Consider the following 12,875-nt stretch of genomic DNA (forward strand, 5'->3'; position numbering starts at 1 on the left):
TCTTTTATCCTTCAGGCGTCAGGGCCACGGCGGCCAGGGGGGGGGAGCGTCAGGGACAGATAGTGGGGCCAGCCGCCGTAGGCGGCAGGCTGGGCCATGACGCCGCCGCCGTTGCCGGCATTGGTGCCGCCGAAAAGGGCCGCGTCGGTATTGGCGATTTCCCGCCAGTAGCCGGGGATACGGCAGCCGACGGTATAATTTTCGCGCACGATGGGGGTGAAGTTAAAGGCCCACAGGATGGGCGCGCCATCAGGGGATTTGCGCAAAAAGGTGATGACCGAGGCGGCGTAGTCCGACAGGTCCACCCACTCAAATCCGGTCCAGTCGTTGTCCTTGGCGTGCATGGAAGGATGCTCCTTGTGCACGCGATTAAGCGCCCGAAGGAGTTGGGCCACGCCCTGGTGGCTGGGGAATTCGGTCAGCACCCAGTCGAGCTGTTCTCGGGAGTTCCACTCCTTCCACTGGCCGAATTCGCAGCCCATGAAAATGAGCTTTTTGCCGGGATGGGCCCACATATAGGCCAGAAACAGGCGCAAATTGGCCATTTGCTGCCACTGGTCACCGGGCATCTTGCTTATAAGCGAGCCTTTGCCGTGGGTGACCTCGTCGTGGGACAGCGGCAGGATGAAGTTCTCGTGGAAGGCGTAGAGCATGGAAAAGGTGAGCTGGTTCTGGTGGTAGGCCCGGTAGATCGGGTCCTTGGTGAAATAGTCGAGCGTGTCGTTCATCCAGCCCATGTTCCACTTAAACGTAAACCCGAGGCCCCCGGTGTACACCGGCCGGGAGACGCCGGGCCAGGAGGTGGACTCTTCGGCGATCATAGCCGCGCCGGGAAAATGCTCATGGACGACGCCGTTTAATTCCCGCAACAGCTCAATGGCCGCGATGTTCTCCTTGCCGCCGAACTTGTTGGGAACCCACTGGCCATCCTCCCGGGAGTAATCGAGATAAAGCATACTGGCCACGGCATCGATGCGAAGCCCGTCCACATGGAATTCCTTGAACCAGTACAGGGCATTGGCCAGCAGGAAGTTTTTGACCTCGTGGCGGTCGTAATTAAAGACATAGGTGCCCCAGTCCGGGTGCTCGCCCTGGCGGGGGTCTTCATGCTCGAAAAGGCCTGTGCCGTCGAAGCGACCAAGCCCCCAGGCATCCTTGGGAAAGTGGGCCGGCACCCAGTCGAGGATGACGCCGATGCCATTTTGGTGGCAGACATCGATCAGATAGCGCAACTCTTCCGGGCTGCCGAACCGGGAGGTGGGGGCGAAATAATGGCCGGTCTGGTAGCCCCAGGACTCGTCGAGGGGATGCTCGGCCAGGGGCATGAATTCGATGTGGGTGAATCCCAGGTCGCGCACGTAGGGCACCAGGGTTTCGGCCAGGTCGCGGTAGGAATAAAACGAGCCGTACTCCTCGCTTTTCCAGCGCCAGGAGCCGGGGTGGACCTCGTAGACGGAAATGGCGTCATTGAGCGGCAGGCCATTCTCCCGGCGACCGGCCATCCAGGCCTCGTCCTGCCAGACATAGCTGTCGAGGTCCCAGGCCCGGGCGGCGATGCCGGGACGCATCTCCGTACACAGGGCAAAGGGATCGGCCTTGAGCACTGTTTCGCCGTGCTTTTGCTCCACAGCGAACTTGTAGAGCCAGCCCTTCTCAAAACCCGGAATGAAGCCGGCCCAGATGCCTGAAGCCGCCACAGGATGCAGGGCGTGGCGGCCCGGAGTCCAGTCGTTGTGATCGAAGACGACCGAGACCGCCCGGGCATTGGGTGCCCAGACAGCGAACCGGTACCCCTGCCCCTCGGGACCGTCCTTTGCGTGGGCCCCCAGCACCCGGTACAGGTCCCAGTGCTTGCCCTGGCCGAAGAGGAAGATATCCAGTTCGCCAAGGTCAACGGGCAGGCACGGCAATGTGGACGGTACGGACGTGGGCATGGGGACTCCTTTGGGCCGCGCGGGCGGCCATGCCGTCATGGGGAATACGCGGCAACGAACCCGGGACGATCCGGCGTCATTTGCCCGGCGAAACAGGAGACGGGCTTTTTCGTATCAGATGTCCGCCCCAAGTTCCCGATAGAGATTGATATAGTTCTTGGCCGCTTTTTCCCAGGAATAATCTGCCCGCATGGCCCGCACCACCATGGCCCGCCATGCTTCGGGCTGGTTCCACATCTCCAGGGCGTCGAGGATGGCCCGGTAAAAGAGCTCCGGGTCGGTGTCGGAAAAGGTGAACCCGGTGGCTTCCGGATCGGGCCAGGGCACGATGGTGTCGCGCAGGCCGCCCACGGCCGTGGCCACGGGCGGGGTGCCAAAGCGCAGGGCATACATCTGGGTCAGTCCGCACGGCTCGTAGCGCGACGGCATGAGGAAGATGTCGGAGCCGGCCTGGATGCGGTGGGCGAGATCTTCGGTGTAGCCGATGCGCACGGCCAACTGGCCGGGGTAGTTCTCCATCATGTCCAGCAGCACGGCCTCGTAATCGAGGCTGCCCTCGCCAAGGACCACGACCGCCGCGTCCTTGGCCATGATGCGGCCCATGATGTCAATCAGCAGATCGATACCCTTCTGGTCGCGGATACGGCCGATAAATCCCAGGATGGGGCGCTTGAGAAAACGGCGGTCCAGGCCCAGCTCGGCCACGAGATTGCGCTTGCAGATGTCCTTGCCCGACAGATCGTCGGGGCTGTACGGGCTTGGCAGATGCCGGTCGTTGATCGGGTCCCAGACGGTGTAGTCCGCGCCATTTAAGATGCCGCGCAGTTGCGGGGCGCGCTTGGTCAGGATGCCCTCCAGGCCGCAGCCGAACTGCGGATAGAGGATTTCCAGGGCATAGGTGGGACTGACCGTGGTTATGATGTCGGAATAGGCGATGCCGGCCTTGAGCAGGTTGAAATCGCCCCAGAACTCAGCACCATCGATGCCCCAGGCCTCTTTGGGCAGGCCCGAATCAAAAAACAGCCGCGAGGCGAACCGGCCCTGAAAGGCCAGGTTGTGGATGGTCATGATGGTCTTGGTGTTGCGCCAGAACGGGGCAGCCGGGCGCAGGAAGTGCAGGTAGGCCGGCACCAGGGAGGCCTGCCAGTCGTGGGCGTGGACAATGGCCGGCGCGCCGTCGAGGCGGCTGGCCCAGGCCATGGTGGCCCGGCAGAAAAAGATGAACCGCTCGCAGTTGTCGAAATAGTCGCCGTCATGGGTATTGTAATAGAAACGACGGTCGAAATATTCACCACGCTGGACAAAATAGACCGGCACGTCGTCGCAGGTGGCGGTGTAGATGTCGGCGGTGATCGGAGCCCAGGGGTAGCCCACACGGCACTTGGAATAGATCAGGCGCAGCTGGTGGTCGCCGTGGTTGAGACGGCCGTAGTACGGGGCGATCAGGGCGACGTTGACGCCCTGACGTTTGAGTTCCTTGGGCAATGCCCCCATGACATCGCCAAGACCGCCGGTCTTGGAGAAGGGATACATTTCCGAAGCGACAAAGAGGACCTTGTGATGAAACTTCATCGCACTCCTCGGCATGGCCGGTTGCAATCCGCGACAACGGGACAGCGTCCCCTGGTCGCTTATCGTGTCGAGCATCCTTGCGCCGCGCTCGGGGCGACTCGGTCCGGTCTTGCAGGAAACCGCGGCCGACGCAAGGCTTCCAAGCCCTCTGCCTTATCGCTCCCGCGGTTTTATCCGCTTTAAAAGCATGGCATAATCGTTGAGGATACGCTCATGGTCAAAACACAGCGGTGTCGGCCACTTGCCGACCGGAAAAACGTCCACGCCCTTGGCGTCGTCGCCGGCGGCCAGTTCGTCGGGGTCCAGGGCCTGGGCAATGTAGACGACGCTCAGAGTATGCTGGCGCGGGTCCCGGGATGGATCGGAATAGACGCCAAGTAGGCCGGTCAGTTCCACGGTCAGCCCGGTTTCCTCCTTGGCCTCGCGGATGGCCGCCGCCTCGGCTGCTTCGCCGTAATCGACAAAGCCGCCGGGCAAGGCCCAGCCGTAAGGCTCGTTGAGGCGCTCGACCAGGACCACGCCGCGTCCGGGCAGATGGATCAGCGCATCCACCGTGGGCACGGGGTTGCGATAGTGGACAATGGGGTGGCCGCACTGGGGGCAGGGTTTGACGAGGGCCATGGCGCAGACTCCGTGATGGATGCGGGAGGCGTTTTCCCGGGTTGCACACGATGCCCAACCCTTTTTCGGGAAGTTGTCTCAACCAATTATAAAGAATCGTCTTTTCCCATTACCAAGAGTACGCGAAATGAAAACCCCTGACAAGATCGTTTTGGAACATGCCGGAGCACTTGGAGATTTTTTGTTATCCTGGCCTGTTTTCCTGTCCGTCCTCCGGCATTTTCCCGGAGTTCCCGCCCATTTCGCCGTGCGCCCGTCCCTGGCCCGGTTTCTTTCGCCCCTGGCTTCCCCCTGCCCGCCCGACATCCGCCGTGGCCTGGACGCCCGGTTTCACGACAACGGCTGGCCGGCTGCCCTCAATAACGTCCTGGTGGTGCGCCCGGGGCTGACCACCCGCCCGGACGTGACCGATACCCCGGATTTCTTTTTTTTGCACGGCGTCGTGCCGGGCCGGTGGGACTCGCCCGGCGACCTCTACCGGCAGGGGCTCGCCCGGCGCGGCATCGCTTTTGCCGAGGACTGGCGCGAGAGCTTCCAGACGTTTTTCGGGGGCAGCGAGCCGACCGGCGGCACGGTGCTGCTCTTTCCGGGAGCCGGCCATAGCGACAAGTGCTGGCCCATGGACCGCTTTGAGGCGTTGGCCGGCATCCTGAGCAACAACGGCTGCAGGCCCGTGTTTGTCCTGGGGCCGGTGGAGATCGAGCGCGGCGTGGCCCCATCCGTTGGCGAGATATTGTCCCCGGCTAACCTGGAGGCACTCTCGCAGGCTCTTTGCACCGCGCGCTGTGTCGTCGGCCCGGACTGCGGCCCCCTGCATCTGGCCGGGATGCACGGTGTCCCAGGTGTGGCGATGTTCGGGCCAACCTCGCCGGGCCAATGGGGACCGGACGGGCTGGCCGTGGTCACGGCCGGACTGCCCTGCTCGCCGTGCACCGGCATGACCTCCGGGGAATTTGCCGGCGACTGCCTGCGCCCGCTGCCGTGCCTGTCCGGCATCACCGTTGAGGCGGTCTGGGAGCGGGTCCGCGGCCTGCTGTCCTGAGACCGGCGCGGGTACGCCTAAACGAGTTGATATCCCGCCGCCGCAAGCGCCGCCGTTGCCACCGCGCCCTGGCGAAAAATCCGCAGCCGCCCCCGGCCAAGCAGACCCGCCACGGTCGAGGCCGGGCCGCCGGCCGGAGGCGTCCCCTCCGTCACCAGGGCATCCGCCGCCGCCACCACGGCCGGATCGAGTGCGTCCGCCACGGCCGCCGGCACGCCGCCGCTGACATTGGCGCTGGTGGCCACCACCGCGCCGCCGGCCAGCCGGCACAGCGCGGCTGCGGTTTCATGCGGCGTAAAGCGCACCGACACCTGCCCCTGCCCATCCTTGACCAGCCCCGGCAGGCTTTCCCGGCAGGGTACGACCAGCGACAGCGGTCCGGGCCAGAACCGGGCGGCCAGAGCGGCAAAATCCCTCCCGAGCGGACCATCAAAAAAACCGTCCGGCAACACGGCGGCAAACTGGGACATGTCGCCGACCAGAAGCGGCAGCGGTTTGGCTGCCGGGCGGGCCTTGATGGCCACGATGCGGGCCAGGGCGGCCGCATCAGTCGCCAACGCCCCCAGGGCGAAATAGGTTTCCGTCGGATAGACGACGCAGCCGCCGCCGCGCACAATCGTGGCCGCCTGGGCCGGAGAACTCGCCTGCATGATGGTGCCGCCCCGGATGGTGACGGTCCCGGGCACGCCGGGACCGGAATTGGACTTGCCCCGAAGGACCGGGTAGTTACGCAGGAGAACCTAGCACCATCGCTTCCAAGGGAAAAGGACCGCCATGCCCATCGATCCGCGCCGCATCGCCATCCCCCCCCTGCCGCAACCGGGTCCGCAGTTTCTGGCCGGCATCGTAAAGGCCCTGCCGATCTGGGCGCTGACCTCCCAGCAACCCGAACTGCGCCGTTCCCTGGCCGGCCTGCTCCTGGCCCAGGGACCAACCCAGCCGGATTTCGCCGCCGCAGCCAAGGGGCTCCTCGCCTATGCCGCCCAGTTCGATCCCTTTGACGCGCCAAGCCTGGAGCTGCTCGCCCGGACCCAGGCCGACGCCCCGTTCCTGCCGCCCCGGGCCGCGGCCATGGCGGGACTGTTAGCCGGCCTGCCCTGCCTGGACGATGACAACATATCCTTTGCGGCCATCCAGGCCAGCGGCGATGCCGAATTGCTGGTGCACTATCTGGAAGTGTCGGCCCGGGACCGCACGGCCGGTCTGGCCCGGCTGGCCCCGGCCTATGGTGCCCTGTGCCGACTGCCTGACGCCGGGCAGGCCGAACAGCTGCTGGCCGGCTTTGCCCCCATTGTGCCGCCGCCGCTTTTCGCCCGGCTGGCCGCCGAATTTGCCGTGCTGCGCCTGCCTCCGCCGGTCGCCCTGGACCGCATAGCCGCCCTGGATACCGAGATATGGGGCCTTTTTGCCGCTGTGGCCGCCTCGCACTGCTTCGGCCGCCTGGGCGATCGGGGCGGGGCGCTGGCCGCCTGTCTGGCTGCCCGGCGCGCCCTGCCCTGCCACGTCAATCTCACCCTTCGGGCTTTTGAGTTGGCCAGACCGGTGTCCACCCCGCCCCCGGCCAAGGCCGGCGAAGCGGCCGTGTGCCTCTATTCGCTCAACAAGGCCGAGCTCTTTCACGATTGCCTGGACCATCTGGCCGCAACCGATCTTGGCGAGGCGGTCATCGCCGTGCTGGACAACGGCTCCACCGACGCCACCCCGGACATGCTGGCCGGGATTGCCGCCCGCTTCCCGGCCGACCGGTTTATAAGCGTGCGTCTGCCGGTCAATATCGGCGCGCCCGGGGCCAGGAACTGGCTGTTGGCCCTGCCCGAGGTGGCCGCCTGCTCCCATGTCGCGTTTCTTGACGACGACGCCTTCCCGGAAGCCGACTGGCTTTCCCGGCTGCTGGCCACCGCCCGGGACAATCCTGCCAGCGGGGCTGTCGGCTGCGCCATCACCGACATGGACGCCCCGCGCGACCACCAGTCCGCCGACTTCAACCTCTTTCCCCCGGACATGGGCCAGCCGAGCCTGGCCGAGGCCAAGGAACGCCTGTTTGTCTGCGAACCCTGCCGGGGTGCACCCGACCTGAGTCTTTTCGCCTACCGCCGCCCCTGCCTGTCCGTATCCGGCTGCTGTCACCTGCTCTCGCGCCAAGCCATCGAAAAAGCCGGCCCCTTCGATATCCGGTTCAACCCCACCCAGTTTGACGACCTCGAACGCGACATCCGCTCGTTTCTGGCCGGCTATCCCTGCGTCTACGACGGTACGGTGCGCGTGGCCCACAAACAAGGGTCCAGTCTGGCCAAGGCCCAGACCCAGGCCCAGGTGAGCCAGGTGCTCGGCAACAAGATCAAGCTGGAATACGCCGTTGCCGACGCCGACGCCGACCGCCTGTGGCGCGAGGATCTGGCCCTAATCGGCCGCGATCTGCTGGAAAAGGCCCGGGTGGTGGATGGGTTGTGAGTGGTGGGGGAAAACAAAGCGAAAAGGCTGGGGCGCTGCCCCGGACCCGGCTGGGGGGATGATCCCGGACCCCTCGCTGGGAGAAGTATTCAAATGGGTTCGTGGCACTGGCTGACAATTCAATCGGCTGTGGACCGAAACAGCCCAGGCCTGTGCTTGGCGGAAATCACCATTTGTCCGGGGCAAAGACCGTTATATCCATTTGAAAATACACAAGAATTGGCAGCATGTGACAGACGGTTGCTCCGGTGGCTGCCGGTCCGGCATCCCCCGGAGCAACGCCCGGGACGGGTTAGTCGAGCAGATCGCGGATAGCGGTCTGGACCCGGCCAAGTTCGTCTGAAACGAGCCGGCAGGCGTCCCGGCACCCGTCCGCGTCACCGGTCAGGCCGGCCTCCTGTAGCCGCCGCGCCCCTTCGGTCAGGGCCCTGGCCCGAAGCGGCACTGCCATGCCAAGCAGGGTATGGGCGGCGTCGCCGGCAGCCCCCCAATTCTGCTCGCGTACCGCCTGCTCCAGGTCCGCCGCCACCTGCGGGCTTTCCTCCAGGAACATCCGGCAGATTTCCCGGGCAAAGGCCGTTTTTCCCCGCTCCTCGTAATAGGCCATGTCCATGGCCGGCGCAGCCAGGGGCGTTGGCCGCTCTTTCCGGCCCGGACGGTCGAGCACCCGGCGCATGACCATGAAAAGTTCGTCCACGTCCACTGGCTTGGACACATAATCATCCAGACCGACGGACAGGAACCGTTCCCGGTCGCCCTTCATGCTGTAGGCGGTAAGGGCCACAACCGGCATCCCCCGGGCCGCCTCGCCGGCCTCGCCGGCCCGGATACGCCGCGTAGCCTCGGCCCCGTCCATTTCCGGCATCTGGATATCCATCAGCACGAGATCGGCCGGCTCCTGGCACAACTGCTCCAGAACCTGGGATCCGGAGCCGGCCAGACGGACCTGACAGCCGGCCTCGGCCAGAAAATGCTTGAGGAAAAGGCGGTTGACCTGATTGTCCTCGGCCAGAAGCACCTTCAGTCCGGCAAAGCCACCGGCCTGGGACACGACCTGGGGGCGCTGCGGCTCCAGCGGGATTTCGCTGGCCGGACGCAGGGACACGGTAAAGGAAAAGGTGCTGCCCTGGCCCGGTACGCTCTCCACGTCAATGCTCCCGCCCATCATGTCCACCAACCGTCGGCTGATGGCCAGCCCGAGGCCCGTGCCGCCGAAGCGTTTGGTGCGGGTGGATTCGAGTTGGGAAAAAACCTGGAACAGCTCGTGCTGCCTGTCCTCGGGAATGCCGATGCCGGTGTCGCGCACACTGCAGGCCACCAGCATCGGGTCGCCCGGACGGGCCAGGGACAGCGTCACCTCCACCTCGCCGTGGTCGGTGAATTTGAGTGCGTTGCCAACGAGGTTGCGCACCACCTGCATGATGCGGTCGGGATCGCCGTGGACCATGGCCGGCACCTGCGGATCAATATGCACGTCAAGGGTCAGTCCCTTTTGCCGGGCCGAGAACTGGAACGGCTTCATGGTCCGATCCAGGGTGTCCCGGGGATCGAAATCCACCGGCAGAAATTCCATCTTGCCGGCCTCGATCTTGGAAAAATCCAGGATATCGTTGACGATGCCGAGCAAAGACCGGGAGGAATCAAGGATAAGCTCAAGATTCTCCCGCAGTTCCGGCCGGGGATTTTGGGTCAGGGTCATCTGGGCCAGCCCGATGATGCCGGAGAGCGGCGTGCGGATTTCGTGGCTCATGTTGGCCAGAAAGCCGCTTTTGGCCTGGCTGGCCGCCTCGGCCTGCCGTCTGGCCCGGGTCAGGGCCTGCTCCCGGCGGCGTTCCTTGACATGGCCAAGGACACCCTCGCCAAGCAGGGTCAGGCGACGGATGTCGTCGTCGCCGTAGGCGGCGGACCGGCCCGTGACGGCCAGCAGCAGCACGGTGGCCGGGTCGTCCCGCATGGGAACGACAAGTTGCCGGACAGCGGCATCGGTTTGAAACGCCCCGGCCTCGTCAGCCCGGAACAGGGCCGGAGCCTCGGCTGCGGTAAAGACCTGGGTCGATTCAGGCAGGCCGAAGGCCTGGAGGGCCTGCGGCGTGGCGGCCAGAACGGCAAATCCGCCGGCCTGGGGATCGGACATGGCCACGATGCCGCCGCTGCTGGCGGTGAGCTCCACCCCCCGGGCCAGGACAAAGCTCCCAAACTCCGTGAGATCGGCCTCGCGCATCCGGCCCAGCCGCAGCAGCGCCTCCAGGGTATTGGCGTGCAGGGTGAGTTGCTCGGCGTTTTGCTGCACCGCAGTCACATCCAACACATGAGAAATGAAATAGAGCGGCTCTCCGTCCTCCCCCCGCACCAGCTTGGCCGACACCCGACCCCAGATGGCCTTGCCCGAGGCATGGCGGTAGCATTTCTCAAAACGAAACTGCTCCCGAACCCTGGCCAGGGCCAGGGAAATATAGCGGGGGCTGACAGCCTCGCTGCCGGATGCGGCCAGGTCATTGACGGTTTTGCCAAGCAGCGTGGCTTCGTCGTAGCCGAAAAAATTGCACAGGGCTGCGTTGACCCGTAAAAACCGGCCCTCAGTGTCAACGATGGACAACCCTTCATTGGCGTTTTCAAAGGCCAGCCGGAACAATTCCTCGCTTTTGGCCAGCGCGCTTTCGGTGCTCCGTCGGTCGGAGATGTCCTTGATGGCGGCCAGGGACCGGACGAACCCGCCGGCTGCGTCGTATTCGCCGATAGCCGAAAGCAGCACGTCGAGGATGCGGCCATTACGGGCCACCATCCGGTAGGCCTTTTCGGTGAGCCGGCCCTCCCGGATAAAAAGCGGCAGGGTTTCTTCCAGCTCAGCCCGGGAAGCTTCCGTCATGAATTCGCCCAGATGGCGGCCGACAACGTCTTTTGCTTCATAGCCAAGCACGTCTCGCCACAAGGCATTGACCGACAGCAGCCGGCCCTGGCTGTCGATGGAATGAAACATCACCGGGGCCTTCTCGTAGAGGCTTTGCTCCCCTTCCGGGGTCATTTCCACGGGCCTTTGTTGCGACTCGGCCATGCCAGCCTCCTTTGAAACGAGCGGGTCTTGCCAATCTCGGCTCAAGTGCGCATGGTACTTGAGGTCCACAGCCATGACAACGCGGAGTGGACCACAGGCCGCCCGGGGAACCGGTCGGCTGTCGCCGTAGTCCTGCACCGGGTCTTGTAAGAAGCCCTTCGCGGCGCGGCAAGGGAGAATCACATGAATCGCACCCAATGTCTGATAATCGGCTCCGGGCCGGCCGGCCTGTCTGCTGCCATTTACACATCCAGGGCCGGCATGGCCACGGTTGTGGCCGGCTGTGAGCCCAAAATCGCGGGCGATTACGACATCGACAACTATTTCGGCTTTCCGGAAACCATTTCCGGGCGCGACCTCATCGAGCGCGGCCTGCGCCAGGCCGAGCGTTTCGGAACGGCCATCGTCTGCCAGCGGGTGCTGGCCGTGCACATGGCCGAGGACGGCTCGTTTCACTGCGTCACCGACAAGGGCGAATACGATGCCGAGGCGATCATCATCGCCGCCGGCGTCAACCGGGTGCGCCCGGGCATCGCCAACATCGGCGATTACGACGGCAAGGGCGTGTCCTACTGCGTGAGCTGCGACGGCTTTTTTTTCCGGGGACGAAAGGTCGTCGTGGTCGGCGAAGGCAACTACGCCGCCAATCAGGCCCTGGAACTGACGAATTTCACCTCGAACGTCACCATCTACACCCAGGGCAAGGAACCGGCCATGGACGAGCGGTTTGCCGCCAGTCTGGCCGAAGCCGGGATTCCCGTGTCCACGGCCAAGATCGTCCGGCTGGCCGGCGAACCGGCCATGACCGGGGCCGTGCTGGAAGACGGTACGGCAATCGAGGCCGAGGGACTCTTTGTGGCCATGGGACAGGCCTCGGCCCTGGATTTCGCCAAGACCCTGGGCGTGGCCACGTCGGGCGCCTTCATTGAGGCGGACCACGAGCAAAAGACCAATGTTCCCGGTGTTTTTGCCGCCGGCGACTGTGTCGGACATTTCATGCAGATCAGCGTGGCCGTGGGCGAAGGGGCCAAGGCCGGCCGGGCGGCCATTGCCCATATCAAGGAACGGGCCGGCAAGTCCGCTTCCTGAATCGGTCACATCTTGACAGGACCATGCCGCGCGCCATATAAATATTAGTTCGCAACGCGGCATGGGCCTATAGCTCAGTTGGTAGAGCCACCGGCTCATAACCGGCAGGTCCCAGGTTCGAATCCTGGTAGGCCCACCACGACGAAGGATTCATGATCTATCCCGTCACCCATCCCGATCCTGCCTTTCTCGCCAAAGCGGCGACCCGGGAGATACCGCAAAGGCGCTTTTATGCCCACAAGGCCTCAAAAAGCGCCTTTTTTGTTGGATCATGCGCGTAACTGACCTCATCGACTGCATCGAGGCCGTGGCCGTCCCGGCCCGGGCCGCGTCCTGGGACCGCTCGGGCCTCCAGATCGCCGGCACGGCCGCCGTCTGCGACCGGCTGGCCGTGGCCCTTGATCCGCTGCCCGGCGTCATTGCCGACGCCCTGGACTGGGGGGCCCAAGTCGTCCTGACCCACCATCCCCTGGCCCTGACCCCGCGCCTGCCTGACCGCATCGATGATTTCCACCGCGTCCTGTCCCTGGTCCTTGGCCGTGGGGCCACGCTGTATAGCGCCCACACGTCGCTCGATGTGGTCACCGACGGCCCGGCCGGCTGGCTGGCCAAGGCCCTGGCCCTGGACAACCGGCGCATCCTGGAGCCGGCCGGACGCACGCCCTTTGTCTCCCAACGCTACGACGCACCGGCCGGCGTAGCGGCCGCAAGCCAGGCCCTGGCCGCCCTGCCCCGGGTGACGACAAGAAGCCTCGGCCCAGACTGCCTGGACGTCGTCTGCCCGGCCGGAAGCCGCCGGGCCGTGGCCGCCGCCCTCCTGGCTGCCGTTCCCGACGCCACACTGCTTGCAGCCACGGAACTGGCCGAGCCCTTTGAGACCTACGGCTATGGGCTGGTGGGCGATCTGCCCCAGCCGACAAACGGTGCCGCCTTCCTCGATCAACTGGCCCGCCTGCTGCCCCGTCCCTTTTTCACCCTGGCCGGCCAACTGCCGGCCACCGTCGCCCGTGTGGCCTACTGCCCCGGTTCCGGAGCGGACATGGCCTCCCGGGCCTTTGCCGCCGGAGCCGACGTCTATGTCACCGGCGATCTCAAATACCACCAGGCCCAGGCC

General features: G+C 65.0%; 8 protein-coding genes, 1 tRNA gene and 1 pseudogene. 5 read left to right on the forward strand and 5 right to left on the reverse strand.

What is annotated here, in order from left to right; all coding sequences use genetic code 11:
• Window positions 1–4: 4 nt before the first annotated feature.
• The 3 genes and pseudogenes from glgB to DVDV_RS11790 form a co-directional block, all read right to left on the reverse strand.
• Window positions 5–1,934: pseudogene (glgB, locus tag DVDV_RS11780) on the reverse strand (1,4-alpha-glucan branching protein GlgB).
• 114 nt (window positions 1,935–2,048) lie between these two features.
• Window positions 2,049–3,506, reverse strand: a complete 1,458-nt coding sequence (gene glgA, locus DVDV_RS11785) for a glycogen synthase GlgA (RefSeq protein WP_075354864.1) — start codon at window positions 3,504–3,506, stop codon at window positions 2,049–2,051.
• Window positions 3,507–3,659: 153 nt separating this feature from the next.
• Window positions 3,660–4,127: an NUDIX hydrolase gene (locus DVDV_RS11790; protein ID WP_075354865.1), complete on the reverse strand. Its 468-nt coding sequence runs from the start codon at window positions 4,125–4,127 to the stop codon at window positions 3,660–3,662.
• A gap of 127 nt (window positions 4,128–4,254) precedes the next feature.
• Here DVDV_RS11790 and DVDV_RS11795 point away from each other — a divergent pair, with 127 nt between their 5' ends.
• Window positions 4,255–5,169: a glycosyltransferase family 9 protein gene (locus DVDV_RS11795; protein WP_075354866.1), complete on the forward strand. Its 915-nt coding sequence runs from the start codon at window positions 4,255–4,257 to the stop codon at window positions 5,167–5,169.
• A gap of 17 nt (window positions 5,170–5,186) precedes the next feature.
• Here DVDV_RS11795 and DVDV_RS11800 read toward each other — a convergent pair whose 3' ends face one another.
• Window positions 5,187–5,819: an L-threonylcarbamoyladenylate synthase gene (locus tag DVDV_RS11800; protein WP_075354871.1), complete on the reverse strand. Its 633-nt coding sequence runs from the start codon at window positions 5,817–5,819 to the stop codon at window positions 5,187–5,189.
• A gap of 124 nt (window positions 5,820–5,943) precedes the next feature.
• Between DVDV_RS11800 and DVDV_RS11805 the strand changes: the two genes are divergently transcribed.
• Entirely contained in the window at window positions 5,944–7,620 is a 1,677-nt protein-coding gene (locus DVDV_RS11805; RefSeq protein WP_075354867.1) for a glycosyltransferase family 2 protein, read from the forward strand.
• Window positions 7,621–7,912: 292 nt separating this feature from the next.
• Here DVDV_RS11805 and DVDV_RS11810 read toward each other — a convergent pair whose 3' ends face one another.
• A complete protein-coding gene (locus tag DVDV_RS11810) occupies window positions 7,913–10,672 on the reverse strand; it encodes a PAS domain S-box protein (RefSeq protein WP_075354868.1) in 2,760 nt (919 codons plus the stop codon).
• A gap of 183 nt (window positions 10,673–10,855) precedes the next feature.
• On the opposite strand from DVDV_RS11810, the gene DVDV_RS11815 reads away from it, so the two are divergent.
• The 3 genes from DVDV_RS11815 to DVDV_RS11825 form a co-directional block, all read left to right on the forward strand.
• On the forward strand, window positions 10,856–11,761 hold the full coding sequence (locus DVDV_RS11815; protein WP_075354869.1) for an NAD(P)/FAD-dependent oxidoreductase: 906 nt from the start codon (window positions 10,856–10,858) through the stop codon (window positions 11,759–11,761).
• A 63-nt stretch (window positions 11,762–11,824) separates the two neighbouring features.
• Window positions 11,825–11,900: transfer RNA gene (locus DVDV_RS11820), tRNA-Ile, on the forward strand.
• 132 nt (window positions 11,901–12,032) lie between these two features.
• Window positions 12,033–12,875 (forward strand): Nif3-like dinuclear metal center hexameric protein (locus DVDV_RS11825; RefSeq protein ID WP_075354870.1); only part of this gene is annotated, 843 nt, incomplete at its 3' end.

The sequence above is a fragment of the Desulfovibrio sp. DV genome (assembly GCF_001936595.1).
Taxonomy (GTDB): domain Bacteria; phylum Desulfobacterota; class Desulfovibrionia; order Desulfovibrionales; family Desulfovibrionaceae; genus Solidesulfovibrio.